We start from the raw sequence: 18,211 nt of genomic DNA, 5'->3' as shown, positions 1-18,211 counted from the left end.
CGGGGGTAGCGGCTACACTGTCCTGACAAAAACAGTCAGGACAGGACCCCGCCATGTTCGATATCAGCGCCTATCCCCATGCCGATGCCATCAGCAAAGCGGCGCAACTGAGCCAAGCCGAATACCAGCGCCTGTACCGTCAGTCGATTGAAGCCCCCGATACCTTCTGGGCCGAACAGGCCAAAGCGCTGGACTGGATCAAGTCCTGGAGCAGCATTCAGCAAAGCGACATGAAAACCGGCCAGGCCGCCTGGTTCAAAGGCGCGCAACTCAACGTCAGCTACAACTGCATCGACCGCCACCTGGCCACGCGAGGCGAGCAGCCGGCGATCATCCGCGAAGGCGATAACCCCACCGACTCCAGCGTCATTACCTACCGCGAACTGCACCAGCAAGTTTGCCGCCTGGCCAATGTCCTCAAGCAACGCGGGGTAAAAAAAGGTGACCGCGTGTGCATCTACATGCCCATGGTCCCGGAGGCCGCCTTCGCCATGCTTGCCTGCAGCCGAATCGGCGCGATTCATTCGGTGGTGTTCGGCGGTTTCTCACCCGATGCTCTGCGTGACCGTATTCTCGACGCCGATTGCCGGACCGTAATCACTGCCGATGAAGGCATTCGCGGCGCCAAGACCGTGCCGCTGAAGAACAACGTCGACAAAGCCCTGCTCAGTTGCCCTGCAGTCAGCACCGTGGTGGTGATCAAGCGCACGGGGGGCAAGATCGACTGGAGTGAAAGCCGCGATCTCTGGTACCACGAAGCGATCAATCAGGTCAGCGATGACTGTCCGCCCGAGCCAATGGACGCTGAAGATCCGCTGTTCATCCTCTACACCTCCGGCAGCACCGGCAAACCCAAAGGCGTGCTGCACACCACCGCCGGCTACCTGTTGCAGGCTACGTTGACCTTCAAGACCGTGTTCGATTACCGCGAAGGCGAAGTGTTCTGGTGCACCGCCGATGTCGGCTGGGTCACCGGCCACAGCTACATCGTCTATGGCCCGCTGGCCAATGGTGCTATCACCTTGATGTTCGAAGGCGTGCCCAACTACCCCGACACCTCGCGTTTCTGGCAGGTGGTCGACAAGCACAAGGTGAACATTTTCTATACCGCCCCCACCGCCCTGCGCGCCTTGATGCGTGAAGGTGAAGGTCCGCTGCAGAACACCTCGCGCAAGAGCCTGCGCCTGCTTGGCAGCGTCGGCGAACCGATCAACCCGGAGGCTTGGGAATGGTATTTCAATGCGGTGGGCGAGCAACGCTGCCCCATCGTTGATACCTGGTGGCAGACCGAAACCGGCGGCATCATGATCAGCCCCCTGGTAAGCAGCCGACGGATAAAGCCTGGCTGTGCCACCCAGCCGATGTTCGGTGTGCAACCCGTACTCCTCGATGACAAGGGCAAGCTCATCGAAGGCCCCGGCAGCGGCATGCTGGCGATCAAGGCCAGCTGGCCCGGGCAGATCCGCAGCGTGTATGGCGACCCGCAACGGATGATCGACACTTACTTCAAGCCCCTGCCCGGCTACTACTTCACCGGCGACGGCGCTCGCCGCGACGAAGACGGCGACCTGTGGATAACCGGGCGTATCGATGACGTGATCAATGTCTCCGGACACCGTATCGGCACTGCCGAAGTTGAAAGCGCGCTGGTATTGCACGACAGCATCGCCGAGGCCGCCGTAGTCGGGTACCCTCACGATCTCAAAGGGCAAGGCATCTATGCCTTTGTCACACCGATGAACGGGGTGAGCCCGGACGACACGCTCAAGCAGGCGCTATTGGCTCTGGTCAGCAAAGAGATCGGCAGCTTTGCCAAGCCGGAACTGATCCAGTGGGCCCCGGCCCTGCCGAAAACCCGCTCAGGCAAGATCATGCGGCGCATTCTGCGCAAGATCGCCTGTAACGAGCTGGACAACCTCGGTGACACCTCGACCCTGGCCGACCCCAGTGTGGTCCAGGGCCTGATCGACAAACGATTGAACACATAAAAGGCAGCCCTTCCTGGCTGCCTCGCAAACAAGGTAACCATGGAAGCGATTCGCCGCCGCATCGAAACCCAGGTGATGAGCCTGACCGGCTTGTCCCTGGGGCAGCTTGATCTGGAAAACCCCAAGGGCGACCCTGGCCTGTTCGGCCCGGACAGCATCAGCTGGCGTGTGCACGGCGACTTCCCGAGCATGCTGATCGGCGGTATCAGCGCCTTGCTCCTGCAACTGCTGCACCCGCTAGCCCTGGCCGGGGTCTGGGATCACTCCAACTTTCGCCAGGACCTGCTCGGGCGCCTGCGCCGCACCAGTCAATTCATCTCCGGCACCACCTTCGGCGCCACCGGTGATGCCAACTGGCTGCTCGAAAAGGTCCGTACCATTCACTTGCAGGTAGTCGGCACCAGCGCTGACGGGCGCCCTTATGCCGCCAGCGATCCCGACCTGCTGACCTGGGTACATGTGGCTGAGGTCAGCAGTTTTCTTGCCGCCCACCTGCGTTACCGCAACCCCGACCTGTCCCTCGCCGAACAGGACGCCTACTACGCCGAGATCGCTCTGATCGCTGAACGTCTGGGGGCCCGTGATGTGCCACGCTCGTCTCAGCAGGTAGCCGACTACCTGCAGGCCATGCGCCCACAGCTGTACGCTGATGAACGCAGCCATGAGGTGGTGCAAGTGCTGCTCGATGCCCCTGCGCCCAGCCGCCTGGCGAAACCGGTGGGTAGCCTGATGCTGCGGGCGGGTATCGAGCTGCTGCCGGCATGGGCCAGCGACATGCTCGAACTGCAGCAGAATCCCTTGCAGCGGCGCTTGCTTCGCCTGGGCATAAACACCACCGCGCCGGTCCTGCGCTGGGCCATGCGCGATGGCTCGGCGCACCGCGCAAGGCGGCGCATGGGTATCCACTGAAGGCGACCGAGCGGTTCGCCATTGGCGGTACCCTGAACATCTATGCCACCATGGCGGCCGATCAAGGCCCCGCAGGGGCCTGTGCTGTTCTGACGCCAAATCGAATAAGAGTGAGGACCCGCGCCATGCAAGATGTCGTTATCGTTGCTGCCACCCGTACCGCTGTCGGTAGCTACCAGGGAGCGCTGGCCGCTATTCCCGCCGTCGACCTCGGTGCGGCGGTGATTCGCCAGTTGCTGACCCTGACTGGCATTGATGCCGAACTGGTCGATGAAGTCATTCTCGGCCAGGTGCTGACCGCCGGTGCCGGACAGAACCCTGCACGCCAGGCCGCAATCAAGGCGGGCCTGCCCCACGCCGTGCCGGCCATGACCCTGAACAAAGTCTGCGGCTCCGGCCTCAAGGCCCTGCACCTGGCAACCCAGGCAATCCGCTGCGGCGACGCTGAAGTGATCATCGCCGGCGGCCAGGAAAACATGAGCCTGGCCAACTATGTGATGCCCGGCGCCCGCACCGGTTTGCGCATGGGCCACAGCACCCTGATCGACAGCATGATCAGCGACGGTCTGTGGGATGCCTTCAATGACTACCACATGGGTATCACCGCCGAGAATCTGGTGGAAAAGTACGGCATCAGCCGTGAAGATCAGGATGCCTTCGCTGCCGCCTCCCAGCAAAAAGCCACCGCCGCCATCGAAGCACGACGCTTCGTTGATGAAATCACCCCGATTCTGATTCCTCAGCGCAAGGGCGATCCGATTGCCTTCGCCACTGACGAACAACCGCGTGCCGGCACTACTGCCGAATCCCTGGGCAAGCTCAAGCCGGCCTTCAAGAAAGATGGCACCGTCACTGCCGGTAACGCCTCGTCGCTCAACGACGGCGCCGCTGCCGTGATGCTGATGAGCGCGGCCAAGGCCCAACAGCTGGGGCTGCCGATCCTGGCGCGAATCAAAGCCTACGCCAATGCCGGTGTGGACCCTGCGATCATGGGCATCGGCCCGGTCAGTGCTACCCGTCGCTGCCTGGAAAAAGCCGGCTGGGACCTGGCCGACCTGGACCTGATCGAAGCCAACGAAGCCTTCGCCGCCCAGGCCCTGTCGGTGGGCAAAGAACTGGGCTGGGATGCCAGCAAGGTCAACGTCAACGGCGGCGCCATTGCCCTGGGGCATCCGATCGGCGCTTCGGGTTGCCGGGTGCTGGTAACCTTGCTGCATGAAATGATCAAGCGCGACGTCAGTAAAGGCCTGGCCACACTGTGCATCGGCGGTGGTCAGGGTGTAGCACTGGCTATCGAACGCTGATAGCGCCAGGAGGGGCCGCAACGGCCCCTCCACTGGCTTGAGCTGATAGACTGCACGTCCGCAAACCAAGGCCACGTGCATGTCCCTCTTGAATCAGGCGCTGCGCGCCGCCCTCGACGCCCGCCAGGGCCTTATCGCCGAACTGCATGCCCAGGGCACCGACTGCTATCGCCTGTTCCATGGCAGCCAGGAGGGCGCCAGCGGCCTGACCGTTGACCGTTACGGCCCGCAACTGCTGGTGCAGAGCTTCCACCAGACGCTTGAAACCGATGCCTTGCTTGAATTGCACGGCATGGTTGAGGCGCACCTCGGCCTTGAACTGTTGCTGGTCTACAACGATCGCTCCCAGGGCAACAGCCGCATCGACCGACGTGACCCGGTGTACCAGGCCAGTGAGACGGCCCTGGGCGATCTTGTCGGCCATGAGTGGGGCCTGAACTACCGTGTGCGTGGCCGCCACGCAGGTCAGGACCCGCTGCTATTCCTCGACCTGCGCAATGCTCGGAGCTGGGTCAAGCAACACAGTGCCGGCAAGCGTGTTCTGAACCTGTTTGCCTACACCTGTGGTGTCGGCCTTAGCGCGGCAGCGGGTGGCGCCAGTGAGGTGTGCAACCTGGACTTTGCCGAAGGCAACCTGGCAGTGGGCAAGGAAAACGCTGCGCTCAACCCGCAGCTGGCGCCGATGAGTTTCATCCAATCCGACTACTTCCCGGCAATCCGCCAGTTCGCCGGCCTGCCCATCAGCCAGCGACGCGGTCACAAACTGCCGCCTTACCCGCGCCTGGAGCAGCGCCAGTTCGACCTGGTGTTTCTCGACCCGCCGGCCTGGGCCAAGAGCGCCTTCGGCACCGTCGATCTGCTGCGTGACTACCAGAGTCTGCTGAAACCGGCCCTGCTCAGTACCGCCGAAGACGGTGTGCTGATCTGCTGTAACAACCTGGCCAAGGTCAGCCTCGACGACTGGCGCGAACAAGTGCTGCGTTGCGCCGAGAAAGCCGGGCGACCGGTACGCGACTGGCAGGTACTCGCACCCGCCAGCGACTTTCCGTCGCAGGACGGCCAACCACCGCTCAAGACCTTGATTCTTCAGCTCTGAAGCAAAAAATCGGTAAATTCCGAGCTATCTTCGGAACCGTTTTTACGTGCCATACTCCAAGCACTCCCGTTCCAGACAGACGACGCCGCACATGCCCAAAGGATTGAAACGCGCCATCGGCGCCATGTTGGCCGCTTTGGCCCTGTACAGCCTGCTTGGCTTTCTGATTCTCCCAGGAGTGGCGTTGCGCATCGCCAACCAGCAGTTGGCCAATTACGCCACGGTGCCTGCCCACCTGCAGCGCATCGAGCTCAACCCGTTCAGCCTTGAGCTGACGCTGTGGGGCCTGCAGATTGGCGAGCCGGGCAAGGAGCAGGTTGGCTTCGAACGCCTGTACGCCAACCTGCAGCTGGACAGCCTGTGGACCGGCGCCCTGCACCTGGCCGGCGTCGAGCTGGTCAAATCGCGGACCGAATTGCTGTTCGCCAAGGATGGCAGCCTGAACCTGGCGCAACTGTTCAAGCTTCCGCCCAGTGAGCCACAACCCGAAGCGCCGCCAAGCGACCCGTTCCCGCTGCGCATCGATAGCATCAAGCTCGCTGAAGGCTACCTGCACTTCGAGGACCTGCGGCCCAGCGAACCTATCGAATTCCTCTACGACTCGATGAACCTGGAGTTGAAGAACCTCAGCACCCTGCCCGAAGACAGCTCCGACATGACCCTGGTGGCGGTCGGCCCGCACGGTGGCCGGATCGACTGGAGTGGCACCCTGAGCCTTGTGCCGATCGCCTCCGAAGGCACCCTGAAAGTAACCGAAGGCAAGATGAAAGCCTTCTGGCCCTATGTCCGCGATGCCGTACCGCTGGTCCTGGAAGAAGGTGTCATCAGCCTCGACACTCACTACAAGCTGAACCTGTCGAAGGAAACCGAACTGCTGCTCGACAACACCTCGGTCAGCATCGCACCGTTCGCCATCAAGGCGCCGGATGGCCGGCCATTGGCGCGCCTGGCACGGTTGGATGTCAGCGAAACCTCGATCGACCTGGCCAAACAACTGGTCACCGTGGGCAAGATCCGCAGCGAAAAACTGGAAACCTGGGCAGCCCTGGAGGCTGATGGCCAACTCGACTGGCAAAAGCTGTTTGCCAGCCAGCCGGCCAAGGCAACGCCGAAAGAAAAAGCCGAACCTGCGGCAGCCGAGCCTGACAAACAGGCACAAGCAGCGGCGGCCGAGCCAGGAAAACCCTGGCAGGTCCTGCTCAAGGACGTGCAATTACGTAACTACCAGGTGCATCTGGCCGACCGCTCGCAGAAGGAGCCGGTAGCGCTGGATGTCGGCCCGCTGAATCTCGACCTGCAGAACTTCGATAGCCTCAACCAGTCACCTTTCAACCTCAAGCTCGATACCGGTGTGGGTAAATCAGGCAAGCTGCAAGCCGCCGGTGAAGTCAATCTGGCGCCCATAACCGCGAAGCTCAAAGTCAGCACCCAGGATATCGACCTGCGCATCGCCCAGGTCTATATCAGCCCGTTCATTCGCCTGGAGCTGCGCAGTGGCATGCTCGGCAGTGACCTCAACGTCAATCTCAGCAACGTGGAACCGTTGGCCTTCAGCATCGACGGCAAGGCCCAGGTCAACCAACTGCATACCCTGGACACCATCAAGGACCGCGACTTCGTCAAATGGCAGCAGCTCACCCTTGATGGTTTGTCTTACCGCCACGGTGATGCCCTGAGCATCGGCAAAGTCAGCCTGAAGCAACCCTACGCGCGCTTCATGATCAACGAAGACCGTACCACCAACGTTGATGACTTGCTGATCCCGCAGCCCGCCACCGCGCAATCCAGTGCCCAGGCGAAAGCGAAGGCACCGGCCAGCAGCGACAAGCCACTGGGCATCCGCATCGGCGCAATCGACATCAACGATGGCTCGGCGAACTTCGCCGACTTCAGCCTGACCCCCAACTTCGCCACCGCCATCCAGCAGCTCAACGGCCAGATTGGCACCATCGATAACCGCCAGCCGAAACCGGCCAAAGTTGACATCAAGGGCAAGGTCGATCGCTATGCGCCAGTGACCATCAAAGGCGCGCTGAACCCCTTCGACCCGATGGCAAGTCTGGATATCGCCACCAGCTTCAAACGCGTCGAGCTGACCACCCTGACGCCTTACTCGGGCAAATTTGCCGGGTTCCGCATCCGCAAGGGCCGACTGAACATCGATCTGCACTACATCATCACTCAGGGCAGGCTCAAGGCCGAGAACAAGGTGGTGGTCGAGCAACTGCAACTGGGCGAGAAAGTCGACAGTCCGGATGCGGTGGACCTGCCGATCCGCCTTGCAGTGGCCTTGCTCAAGGATACCGAGGGCAAGATCTCCATCGAACTGCCGGTTACCGGTGACCTCAACGATCCCCAGTTCAGCGTCATGCCCATCGTCTGGCAGACCCTGCGCAACCTGGTACTGCGCGCTGCCCAGGCACCGTTCAAGTTCATCGGCGGCCTGATCAGCGGTGGCGATGCCCAGGACCTTGGCAGCGTTGCCTTTGCCGCTGGCTCCAGTGATCTGGCAGCCGATGCCCAGAGCGCACTCGACAAGCTGGCAGCCGCGCTCAAGGAACGCCCTGCCCTGCGTCTGGAGATCGAAGGCACCAGCGCCCAGAGCAGCGACGGGCCGCTGATTGCCCAGCAGCGCCTGGAGCGTGAATACCAGAGCACCTATTACAAGATTCTCCAGCGTCGCGGTGACAAGGTGCCGGCTCAGGCGTCCGACCTGAAAGTCCCGGATGGCGATAAGCCGGCAATGCTTGAAGGCATCTATCGCACCCGTATGAAGAAGCAGCCGCCCGCCGAGTGGGAACAGCTGGACCGCGAACAGCGCACCACGCAGTTACGTGACGCGGTGCTCAAGTCCTGGGGTGAAAGTGCGCTGCTGCTACGCCAGCTGGGTCAGGCTCGGGCCAGCAGCATCAAGGACTACCTGGTCGACAAGGCCAAGCTGGAAGATGATCGGGTGTATTTCATCGATGCCAGCCTCGGCCAGGCGGAAGCAGATGGGCGGGTAATCACACCGCTGCATCTGGATGCCGAATAGCCTTCCCACAACAAAGAAGCCCCGGCAACCAGTGCCGGGGCTTTGAGTGACCAAGTCCTTTTGGTCTTTCGCATGAACCTGTAAAGGTCAGCGATTCGGGACAAACTCTTCTGGTCAGTCGGTTTTCAGGCCATCAGCCGAAACCGCCTTAACGCCATCGATCTTCTTGGTGATCATAACTGCCGTGTCTTTCTGCGACTTGGTCAGAGCAGTATCGGAAGACAGGGAAACCACGCCTTTATTGGTTTCTACCTTGATGTCGGTGCCTGGAATACCTTTTTCGGTCATCAGGTCGGATTTGACCTTGGTGGTGATCCAGGTGTCTTTGGTCGCTTCTGTTGCCTGAGTCATTTCACCGGCAGCAAGGGTCAGCGGAGCCTGGGCAGGCTGTTGGGCGAATGCCGCGTTAGCCAGGGTCAGAGTCAGGGCGGTGGCAGTAGCGGCAGCAATAGCGAACTTCTTCATACGAGACACTCCTGTTTTTCGAAAAGTCTGCGCCGTAAGTCCTGGCAGCAGGGGTATGACTACCGTTGCAGGGCCTGTGCCAGTTTTCGCCATTAATTATTCCCTTATAAATCAATACATTACGAGATCACGCAAAAGCCGCAGTCGTGCAATTTGCAAGGCCTGGCAAAATCCTGCATGCAAGATGCAAGTCCGCAAGACAATTACTGCAGGCATAAAAAAAGGACCCCGGAGGGTCCTTTTCTTTACGCTACGTTCTTAGACGCCGGATGCCTTGGCAGCGGCAACGTCCTTGATCGACAGCTTGATACGACCGCGGTTGTCCACGTCCAGTACCAGTACTTCAACTTCCTGACCTTCTTTCAGGATGTCGGTCACTTTCTCAACGCGAGCATCGCTCAGCATGGAGATGTGAACCAGACCGTCCTTGCCCGGCAGGATGTTGACGAAGGCACCGAAGTCAACGATGCGCTCGACTTTACCGACATAGATCTTGCCGATTTCAGCTTCAGCGGTGATGCTCAGAACGCGCTGACGAGCAGCTTCAGCGGCTTCTTTGGTTTCACCGAAGATCTTGATCGAGCCGTCGTCTTCGATATCGATCGAAGCCTTGGTTTCTTCACAGATGGCACGAATGGTCGCGCCGCCTTTGCCGATAACGTCACGGATCTTGTCGGTGTCGATCTTCATGGCGATCATGGTCGGAGCATTTTCCGACAGCTCGCTACGCGATTGACCAATGATCTGGTTCATCTGACCGAGGATGTTCAGGCGCGCTTCCAGGGCCTGGCCCAGGGCGATTTCCATGATCTCTTCGGTGATGCCGTTGATCTTGATGTCCATCTGCAGCGCGGTAACACCTTTGGCGGTACCCGCTACTTTGAAGTCCATGTCGCCCAGGTGGTCTTCGTCACCGAGGATGTCGGTCAGGATGGCGAACTTCTCGCCTTCTTTAACCAGACCCATGGCGATACCGGCCACTGGTGCCTTCATCGGTACACCGGCGTCCATCAGGGCCAGGGAAGCGCCACAGACCGAAGCCATGGAGCTGGAACCGTTGGACTCGGTGATTTCCGATACGACACGGATGGTGTACGGGAACACGTCAGCGGCAGGCAGCATGGCCTGAACCGAACGACGGGCCAGACGGCCGTGACCGATTTCACGACGACCAGCGCCGCCCATGCGACCACACTCGCCCACCGAGAACGGAGGGAAGTTGTAGTGCAGCATGAAGGGGTCTTTCTTCTCGCCTTCGAGGGTGTCCAGCAGCTGGGCGTCACGGGCAGTACCCAGGGTCGCAACGACCAGGGCCTGGGTTTCGCCACGGGTGAACAGCGCCGAACCGTGAGTCTTCGGCAGAACGCCGACTTCGATGTTCAGCGGACGAACAGTCTTGGTGTCGCGGCCGTCGATACGTGGCTTGCCGTTAACGATGTTTTCGCGAACGGTGCGGTATTCGATTTCACCGAAGATCTCTTTGACTTCGCCAGCCGATGGCTGGCCTTCTTCACCGGAGAACTTGGCAATCGCCTGATCGCGCAGTTCGCCCAGGCGAGCATAACGGTCGGCCTTGACGGTGATGGTGTAAGCCTGGGAAACCGCTTCGCCCAGTTCAGCGCGAATGGCGCTCAGCAGGGAAGTGTTCTCAGCCTTGGCAGTCCAGTCCCAGGTAGGCTTGGCAGCTTCGGCGGCCAGCTCTTTGACAGCCTGGATAACAGCCTGGAATTCGTCGTGGGCGAACAGTACGGCGCCCAGCATCTGGTCTTCGGTCAGCTCTTTGGCTTCCGATTCAACCATCAGTACGGCGTCGGAAGTACCGGCAACGACCATGTCCAGGCTAGAGGCAGCCAGTTGCTCGTAAGTCGGGTTCAGCAGGTAGCCGGTGCTTTCGTGGAAAGCAACGCGCGCGGCACCGATCGGGCCTTCGAACGGAATGCCGGAGATAGCCAGGGCAGCCGAGGTACCGATCATCGCAGCGATGTCCGGATCGGTCTTCTTGCTGGTGGAAACGACGGTGCAGACAACCTGCACTTCGTTCATGAAGCCTTCTGGGAACAGCGGACGGATCGGACGGTCGATCAGACGCGAGGTCAGGGTTTCTTTCTCGGAAGGACGGCCTTCACGCTTGAAGAAACCACCAGGGATTTTGCCGGCGGCGTAGGTCTTTTCCTGATAGTGAACGGACAGGGGGAAGAAGCCTTTGCCTGGATCGGCCTGTTTGGCACCGACCACGGTCACCAGTACGGTGACATCGTTGTCGACGGTGACCAATACGGCGCCGGACGCTTGACGAGCAATACGGCCCGTCTCGAGGGTAACGGTCGATTGACCGAACTGGAATTTCTTGATTACCGGGTTCACGGTTTCCTACCTTCTTCAGTGGCTCTGGGGGAACTGGTTCTTGCGAATTCTTGGGCAGAACAGGGAATCGGCCCTGTTGGCAGTCCAGATAAAACTAGAGGTTGGAAGCCTGCCCTGCCGTTGCGGAAAACCGCTCAGGCGAGACAGACAGCCAACCTCATAGATACGCGCGGCGTGCTCATCGCTGCCAATGCCAGGCACTGGAAGCGATGAATGCAGCACGCCGTGCACACCACTGGCCAGGCCGCTATTAGCGACGCAGACCCAGGCGACCGATCAGGGCGCTGTAACGAGTGGTGTCTTTGCCCTTCAGGTAGTCCAGCAGCTTACGACGCTGGTTAACCATGCGGATCAGACCACGACGGGAGTGGTGGTCTTTGCCGTTGGCCTTGAAGTGGCCTTGCAGCTTGTTGATGTTGGCGGTCAGCAGTGCAACTTGCACTTCTGGGCTACCGGTGTCACCGGCGGCTTGCTGGTATTCGCCAACGATCTTTGCTTTTTCTTCAACGCTGAGTGCCATCTGGCTTCTCCAAATCAAGGGAAACCGAACAAACGGTTTCCAATAGGCCAGGGACAAATCCCTGTATTCATAAAGTGAGGCATGACCATGCCTATTAACAGCCATCCTCTTTACCACCAGTGCCAGGCCAGAGCCTGATACCGAAGGTTTCGATCATTCCGACCGAATCAAGCGACGTGGCGCAATGCGCCCGTCTTCGCTCACTTCACCGATACCAATGAAGCGACCGTTGTGATCTTGCACCCGAACCATGCCGAATTTCGGCGCCTCGGGGGCTCTTACCGGCTGACCATGCAACCAGTAGAACGCGCTGTGCTCGGAAAACTGCAGCAGCGGCCAGTCTTGCAAACCGCTGTCCGACGGCATCAGGAAACGGTCAACCGCTTCGTTGCCACCTTCGGCGTGGACCGCTTCGAGTTCTTCGAGGGTCACGGTCTGGGCCAGCTCAAAGGGCCCTGCGTGGGTGCGACGCAGTTCGGCGACATAAGCGCCACAACCGAGCTGCTCGCCGATATCTTCGACCAGCGTACGGATGTAGGTACCTTTGCTGCAGCCGACCGACAGTCGAACACGGGTGCCTTCGCACTCGAGCAATTCCAAGCGGTTAATAGTAACAGAACGCGCCTCGCGCTCCACTACTTCCCCGGCACGCGCGAGCTTGTACAGCGGCTGGCCGTCGCGTTTGAGGGCCGAGTACATCGGCGGTATCTGACTGATTTCACCACGAAATTGTGGCAGAACAGCTTCAACATCGGCGCGACCAACGGTCACGTCGCGAGACTTGACCACTTCGCCCTCGGCATCGCCGGTGGTGGTGGTCTGCCCCAATTGCATGACCGTCTCGTAACCCTTGTCGGAGTCGAGCAGGTACTGGGAGAACTTGGTGGCCTCACCGAAGCACAGCGGCAGCACGCCACTGGCCAGCGGGTCGAGGCTGCCGGTGTGGCCGGCCTTCTCGGCATTGAGCAGCCAGCGAACCTTTTGCAAGGCCGCATTGGAGGTAAACCCCAACGGCTTGTCGAGCAGGATGATGCCACTGACGTTACGACGGATACGCTTGACCTGGGCCACCGCTTACTCCTTGGTGTCCAGGGGCGTGTCGGAAGCCTGGTGCAGCTTGTCTTCGGCGACTGCGCGTTCGATCAGGGCCGACAGGTGGGCACCGCGACTGATGCTTTCGTCATAGTGGAAATGCAATTGCGGCACACTGCGCAGCTGCATTTCCTTGCCCAGGTGCACGCGCAGGAAACTGGCCGCGCCGTTGAGCACCTTGAGGGTCTGCTTGATGTCGTCTGCGCCTTCCTGGCCCATGGAGGTGATGAACACCTTGGCATGGCCAACATCGCGGCTAACATCCACAGCGGTAATAGTGACCACGCCGACGCGCGGGTCTTTGACTTCACGACGGATCAACTGGGCCAGCTCGCGCTGAATCTGATCGCCAATGCGTTGGGTACGGCTATATTCTTTTGCCATTTTTGCTACCTGTAACTAAAGCGGCAAACGCCCGACCAGGCTTGAGCCTGACCGGGCGTTGCGTTCAGAGGCACTGGCGACCGCCTTGCGACGGGCGTTTCGCGCCTCCCATGCTCGATGCTTAGAGCGTACGAGCCACTTGGACTTTCTCGAAGACTTCGATCTTGTCGCCGACCTTGACGTCGTTGTAGCTCTTCACGCCGATACCGCATTCCATGCCGGCACGTACTTCGGACGCATCGTCCTTGAAGCGACGCAGCGATTCCAGCTCGCCTTCGAAGATCACCACGTCTTCGCGCAGTACGCGAATCGGACGGTTGCGGTAAACCACACCCTCGGTGACCATGCAGCCAGCAATGGCGCCGAACTTCGGCGAACGGAATACATCACGCACTTCGGCGATACCCAGGATGTTCTCGCGAACATCGCTGCCGAGCATACCGGTCAGGGCTTTCTTGACGTCTTCAATGATGTCGTAGATTACGTTGTAGTAACGCATATCCAGACCTTCCTGCTCGACGATCTTGCGCGCGCCGGCATCGGCACGCACGTTGAAGCCGAACAGTACTGCATTGGAAGCCAGGGCCAGGTTGGCGTCGCTCTCGGTGATACCACCGACACCGCCACCAATCACGCGAACCTGTACTTCGTCGTTGCCCAGACCACTCAGAGAGCCCTGCAGAGCCTCGAGAGAACCACGTACATCGGACTTGAGCACGATGTTGAGGGTTTTCTTCTCTTCCTGGCCCATGTTCTCGAAAATGTTCTCGAGCTTGCCAGCATGTGCGCGAGCCAGTTTGACTTCGCGGAACTTGCCTTGACGGAACAGGGCAACTTCGCGGGCCTTCTTCTCGTCAGCCACTACCGACAGCTCGTCACCGGCATCCGGGGTGCCGTCCAGGCCGAGAATCTCGACCGGGATTGCCGGACCGGCTTCCTTAACAGGCTTGCCGTTTTCGTCGAGCATGGCCCGTACACGGCCGTAGTTCGAACCGCACAGGACCATGTCGCCTTGACGCAGGGTACCGTCTTGAACCAGCACGGTAGCTACCGGGCCGCGGCCCTTGTCCAGACGCGATTCGACGACCACACCACGACCCGGGGCCGACGGAGTAGCCTTGAGTTCGAGGATCTCGGCTTGCAGCAGAACAGCTTCAAGCAGCTCGTCAACACCGGTACCCATCTTCGCCGAAACCTTGACGAACGGCGTGTCACCACCCCATTCCTCGGAAGTGACGCCTTCGACGGACAGCTCGTTGCGGATACGATCCAGATCAGCACCTGGCTTGTCGATCTTGTTCACTGCAACAACCAGTGGAACGCCAGCTGCCTTGGCATGCTGAACGGCTTCACGGGTTTGCGGCATCACACCGTCGTCCGCCGCGACCACGAGGATCACGATGTCGGTGGCCTTGGCACCACGAGCACGCATCGCGGTGAACGCGGCGTGACCAGGGGTGTCGAGGAAAGTGACCATACCGCGGTCAGTTTCAACGTGGTAGGCACCGATGTGCTGAGTAATACCACCGGCTTCGCCAGCGGCTACCTTGGCACGACGTATGTAGTCGAGCAGCGAGGTCTTACCGTGGTCAACGTGGCCCATTACGGTCACGACCGGCGCACGGGCGAAGGTCTCACCTTCGAACTTCAGCGATTCTGCCAGGGAGTCTTCCAGGGCGGTATCACTGACCAGGGTAACCTTGTGGCCCAGCTCTTCAGCAACCAGTTGAGCGGTCTCGCGATCGAGCACCTGGTTGATGGTCACCGGAGTGCCCAGCTTGAACATGAACTTGACGACTTCAGCGCCCTTGACGGACATCTGGTTGGCCAGATCGGAAACGGTGATGGTCTCGCCGATCTGTACGTCGCGGATAACCGGACCAGTCGGGCTTTGGAAACCATGGGCATTGCGCTTCTTCGGCTTGCCCTTGCCACGACCACCACGACGGAAGCCATCGCTTTCTTCGTCGGTAGTACGCGGAGCGGCACGCGGGGTTGGCGCCTTTTCCTTTTCCTTGACCTTGACCGAAACACGCGGTGCTTCGTTGCGGCGCTCGCCACCACGACGATCGTCGTCACGGGACTTGTCGCTACGACGCACGTCGTCTTTCTTGCGCTCGGCAACAGGTGCCGGCGCTGCGTCAGCAGCAGCGATTACCGGGGCAGGAGCCGGGGCAACCGGGGCAGCGGCAGCAGGCGCTGCAGTCGGCTGGCGACGCGCTTCTTCATCGGCACGCTGACGCGATTCGGCATCGGCCTTCTCACGCGCAGCATTTTCAGCTGCACGGCGCTCTTCCAGCTCACGTTTCTGCTCGGCCTGGATTTCTTCAGGGCTGCGCTGAACGAATACTTTCTTCTTGCGTACTTCTACGCTGATGCTCTTGCTACCGGCAACACGCAGGGTGCTGGTGGTTTTGCGCTGCAAGGTAATCTTGCGCGGCTCTTCCACCTTAGCCTTGTGGCTGCTCTTCAAATGAGCCAGCAGAGCCTGCTTCTCATTATCGGTCACTACTTGACCGGCGTCGGTGTGCGGCAGACCTGCCTCACGCATCTGCTGCAGCAGGCGCTCTACCGGTGCAGCGACCTCTTGGGCCAATTCTTTCACCGTGACTTGCGTCATGCACTTCTCTCCTCAGGCCGCGCCTAATTACTCGAACCAATGGGCTCGGGCGGCCATGATCAACTTGCCGGCACGCTCTTGGTCGATGCCGTCGATGTCGAGCAGGTCGTCAATCGACTGCTCGGCCAGGTCTTCGCGGGTAACTACGCCGCGCACCGCCAGTTCCATCGCCAAATCCTTGTCCATACCCTCAAGCGAGAGCAGGTCTTCGGCCGGATGGGCGTCTGCCAGCTTTTCCTCAGTAGCGATGGCTTTGGTCAACAAACGATCCTTGGCACGAGCACGAAGCTCATTGACGATGTCTTCGTCAAAGCCGTCGATGTTGAGCATTTCTTCCAACGGTACGTAGGCAATCTCTTCCAGGCTGGTGAAGCCTTCATCGACCAGCACCTGTGCCAGCTCTTCGTCGACTTCCAGCTCGTCGATGAAGTTGCGCAGGATGTCACCGGTTTCAGCTTGCTGCTTGGCCTGGATGTCCGATTCGGTCATCACGTTCAAAGTCCAGCCGGTCAACTGGCTGGCAAGACGCACGTTCTGGCCACCACGGCCGATCGCTTGGGCCAGGTTGTCGGCACCCACAGCGATGTCCATGGCGTGGGCATCTTCATCGACGATGATCGCCGCGACTTCAGCCGGCGACATTGCGTTGATGACGAACTGTGCAGGGTTGTCGTCCCACAGGACGATGTCCACACGTTCGCCGCCCAGTTCACCGGACACTGCCTGGACTCGCGAACCGCGCATGCCGATGCAGGCACCCTGCGGGTCGATGCGCTTGTCCTTGGAGCGTACGGCGATTTTGGCACGCGAACCCGGATCACGGGATGCGGCCATGACTTCGATCAGGCCCTCGGCGATTTCCGGCACTTCGATGCGGAACAGTTCGATCAGCATCTGTGGCGCGGTACGCGACAGGATCAGCTGTGGGCCACGGTTCTCGGTGCGAATTTCCTTGAGCAGAGCGCGCAGGCGCACACCGACACGGAAAGTCTCGCGAGAGATGATGTCTTCACGGGCCAGCAACGCTTCGGCGTTGTTGCCCAGGTCAACGATGACGTTGTCACGGGTGACCTTTTTGACGGTACCGGAGATGATCTCGCCCAGTCGTTCGCGATAGGCATCTACTACCTGGGCGCGCTCGGCTTCACGGACCTTCTGGACGATGACTTGCTTGGCGGTCTGGGCGGCGATACGACCGAACTCGATCGATTCGATCTTCTCTTCGATTACGTCACCGACTTTCGCTTCAGGATGAGTCTCCTGAATCTTCGCCGGCCAGACTTCGATTGCAGGATCATCCAGATCCTTTTCTTCGACGACTGTCCAGCGACGGAAGGTTTCGTAGCTACCGGTGTGGCGATTGATTTCCACACGCAGGTCGACTTCGTCGTCAAAACGTTTTTTGGTTGCAGTGGCCAGAGCCACTTCCAGCGCTTCAAAAATTACGCCGGCCGGTACGCCCTTTTCGTTGGATACCGACTCAACAACCAGCAGTACTTCTTTGCTCATCGTACGCCTCGCCTTTCGCAAGCCATTGGATCCGCGCGGTCCGCGGGATCCGGCACGTCTCAGTCAAAACTGGGAATAATGTTGGCCTTGTCGATCGAATCGATCGGCAACAGGAACTCTTGGTTGTCTACCTGGACAACCACATCCTGCTCCTCCACGCCACGGAGAAGGCCCTGAAAGTTACGACGACCTTCAAAGGGCGTACGCAGCTTGATCTTCACTTGTTCGCCGGCATGCGAAGCAAACTGTTCCAAAGTGAACAGCGGGCGTTCCATGCCAGGAGAGGACACTTCAAGGGTGTACTCGGAACTGATCGGATCTTCGACATCGAGAACACCGCTGATCTGACGACTGACAATCGCGCAGTCATCAACCAGGATTCCATCCTCTTTATCGATATAGATACGCAGTACCGAATGTTTGCCTTGAGAGATGAATTCGATCCCCCAGCATTGATAGCCAAGAGCCTCGACCACCGGGGCCAACAAGGCCTGCAACTGTTCTAGCTTGCTCGACACCTGAACCCCCTCGTGCATGCTATGCAAATAAAAAATGGGCAAAGCGCCCATCCCTGATACGCCGTTGAATACCGGCGCTATGACTGTTCAGCCAAGAAAAAGCCCCTGAAAAAGGGGCTCCGCTGAAACTGGTTGCGGGGGCTGGATTTGAACCAACGACCTTCGGGTTATGAGCCCGACGAGCTACCAGACTGCTCCACCCCGCGACAAAGCTGGGGCGAAAGTATACGACCGAACCCTGTTAGGGTCAATCTAACCTCCACCTACAAGAAAGCCCGCTGTAGCGGGCTGTCTTGTTTCAATTGGTACCGAGAAGGGGACTCGAACCCCTACACCCTATGGGCACAACCACCTCAAGGTTGCGTGTCTACCAATTCCACCACCTCGGCAATACTACTTTGAAACCCG

Annotated in this window: 13 protein-coding genes and 2 tRNA genes; 5 read left to right on the top strand and 10 right to left on the bottom strand. The window is 59.8% G+C overall.

Annotation, left to right across the window (positions count from 1 at the left end; translation table 11 throughout):
• The first annotated feature begins 53 nt into the window (after positions 1-53).
• The 5 genes from acs to ACO6VD_RS25555 all read left to right on the top strand — a co-directional run bounded on the left by acs (position 54) and on the right by ACO6VD_RS25555 (position 8,331).
• Positions 54-1,988: an acetate--CoA ligase gene (gene acs, locus ACO6VD_RS25575; RefSeq protein WP_422422683.1), complete on the top strand. Its 1,935-nt coding sequence runs from the start codon at positions 54-56 to the stop codon at positions 1,986-1,988.
• 39 nt (positions 1,989-2,027) lie between these two features.
• Positions 2,028-2,897 (top strand): oxygenase MpaB family protein, encoded by an 870-nt coding sequence (locus tag ACO6VD_RS25570; RefSeq protein ID WP_422422682.1) that lies wholly within the window; start codon positions 2,028-2,030, stop codon positions 2,895-2,897.
• A 125-nt stretch (positions 2,898-3,022) separates the two neighbouring features.
• Entirely contained in the window at positions 3,023-4,201 is a 1,179-nt protein-coding gene (locus ACO6VD_RS25565) for an acetyl-CoA C-acetyltransferase (RefSeq protein ID WP_422422681.1), read from the top strand.
• Between the two features lie 79 nt (positions 4,202-4,280).
• Entirely contained in the window at positions 4,281-5,297 is a 1,017-nt protein-coding gene (locus ACO6VD_RS25560) for a class I SAM-dependent rRNA methyltransferase (protein ID WP_422422680.1), read from the top strand.
• Between the two features lie 91 nt (positions 5,298-5,388).
• Positions 5,389-8,331, top strand: a complete 2,943-nt coding sequence (locus tag ACO6VD_RS25555; protein WP_422422679.1) for a DUF748 domain-containing protein — start codon at positions 5,389-5,391, stop codon at positions 8,329-8,331.
• Between the two features lie 114 nt (positions 8,332-8,445).
• On the opposite strand, the gene ACO6VD_RS25550 is transcribed toward ACO6VD_RS25555, so the two are convergent.
• The 10 genes from ACO6VD_RS25550 to ACO6VD_RS25505 form a co-directional block, all read right to left on the bottom strand.
• Positions 8,446-8,796 (bottom strand): BON domain-containing protein, encoded by a 351-nt coding sequence (locus ACO6VD_RS25550; protein ID WP_400170279.1) that lies wholly within the window; start codon positions 8,794-8,796, stop codon positions 8,446-8,448.
• A gap of 258 nt (positions 8,797-9,054) precedes the next feature.
• Positions 9,055-11,160: a polyribonucleotide nucleotidyltransferase gene (gene pnp / locus ACO6VD_RS25545; protein ID WP_400170280.1), complete on the bottom strand. Its 2,106-nt coding sequence runs from the start codon at positions 11,158-11,160 to the stop codon at positions 9,055-9,057.
• A gap of 250 nt (positions 11,161-11,410) precedes the next feature.
• Positions 11,411-11,680, bottom strand: a complete 270-nt coding sequence (gene rpsO / locus ACO6VD_RS25540) for a 30S ribosomal protein S15 (protein ID WP_010222985.1) — start codon at positions 11,678-11,680, stop codon at positions 11,411-11,413.
• A 153-nt stretch (positions 11,681-11,833) separates the two neighbouring features.
• Positions 11,834-12,751, bottom strand: a complete 918-nt coding sequence (gene truB, locus ACO6VD_RS25535; RefSeq protein WP_400170281.1) for a tRNA pseudouridine(55) synthase TruB — start codon at positions 12,749-12,751, stop codon at positions 11,834-11,836.
• Positions 12,752-12,754: 3 nt separating this feature from the next.
• Complete coding sequence (gene rbfA / locus ACO6VD_RS25530; protein ID WP_400170282.1) at positions 12,755-13,156, bottom strand: 30S ribosome-binding factor RbfA; 402 nt, start codon at positions 13,154-13,156, stop codon at positions 12,755-12,757.
• Between the two features lie 121 nt (positions 13,157-13,277).
• Positions 13,278-15,776, bottom strand: a complete 2,499-nt coding sequence (infB, locus tag ACO6VD_RS25525; RefSeq protein ID WP_422422678.1) for a translation initiation factor IF-2 — start codon at positions 15,774-15,776, stop codon at positions 13,278-13,280.
• A 27-nt stretch (positions 15,777-15,803) separates the two neighbouring features.
• Complete coding sequence (gene nusA / locus ACO6VD_RS25520; RefSeq protein WP_038606771.1) at positions 15,804-17,285, bottom strand: transcription termination factor NusA; 1,482 nt, start codon at positions 17,283-17,285, stop codon at positions 15,804-15,806.
• A gap of 59 nt (positions 17,286-17,344) precedes the next feature.
• Positions 17,345-17,803 (bottom strand): ribosome maturation factor RimP, encoded by a 459-nt coding sequence (gene rimP, locus ACO6VD_RS25515; RefSeq protein ID WP_400170284.1) that lies wholly within the window; start codon positions 17,801-17,803, stop codon positions 17,345-17,347.
• Positions 17,804-17,932: 129 nt separating this feature from the next.
• Positions 17,933-18,009: transfer RNA gene (locus tag ACO6VD_RS25510), tRNA-Met, on the bottom strand.
• 97 nt (positions 18,010-18,106) lie between these two features.
• A tRNA-Leu gene (locus ACO6VD_RS25505) sits at positions 18,107-18,192 on the bottom strand.
• Positions 18,193-18,211 lie beyond the last annotated feature (19 nt).

Source organism: Pseudomonas sp. GZD-222 (assembly GCF_049310525.1).
In the GTDB taxonomy this organism is placed as follows: Bacteria; Pseudomonadota; Gammaproteobacteria; order Pseudomonadales; family Pseudomonadaceae; genus Aquipseudomonas.
Note: the sequence above shows the minus strand (reverse complement) of the source record. Positions and strands in the feature narration are given on the sequence as shown.

Excerpts from the sequence above, each read along its gene's own strand:
- ACO6VD_RS25570 (WP_422422682.1), top strand. The coding sequence starts at position 2,028 with ATGGAAGCGATTCGCCGCCGCATCGAAACCCAGGTGATGAGCCTGACC.
- ACO6VD_RS25555 (WP_422422679.1), top strand. The coding sequence starts at position 5,389 with ATGCCCAAAGGATTGAAACGCGCCATCGGCGCCATGTTGGCCGCTTTG.
- rpsO (WP_010222985.1), bottom strand. The coding sequence starts at position 11,680 with ATGGCACTCAGCGTTGAAGAAAAAGCAAAGATCGTTGGCGAATACCAG.
- rbfA (WP_400170282.1), bottom strand. The coding sequence starts at position 13,156 with ATGGCAAAAGAATATAGCCGTACCCAACGCATTGGCGATCAGATTCAG.
- nusA (WP_038606771.1), bottom strand. The coding sequence starts at position 17,285 with ATGAGCAAAGAAGTACTGCTGGTTGTTGAGTCGGTATCCAACGAAAAG.
- acs (WP_422422683.1), top strand. The coding sequence starts at position 54 with ATGTTCGATATCAGCGCCTATCCCCATGCCGATGCCATCAGCAAAGCG.
- ACO6VD_RS25550 (WP_400170279.1), bottom strand. The coding sequence starts at position 8,796 with ATGAAGAAGTTCGCTATTGCTGCCGCTACTGCCACCGCCCTGACTCTG.
- ACO6VD_RS25560 (WP_422422680.1), top strand. The coding sequence starts at position 4,281 with ATGTCCCTCTTGAATCAGGCGCTGCGCGCCGCCCTCGACGCCCGCCAG.
- infB (WP_422422678.1), bottom strand. The coding sequence starts at position 15,776 with ATGACGCAAGTCACGGTGAAAGAATTGGCCCAAGAGGTCGCTGCACCG.
- ACO6VD_RS25565 (WP_422422681.1), top strand. The coding sequence starts at position 3,023 with ATGCAAGATGTCGTTATCGTTGCTGCCACCCGTACCGCTGTCGGTAGC.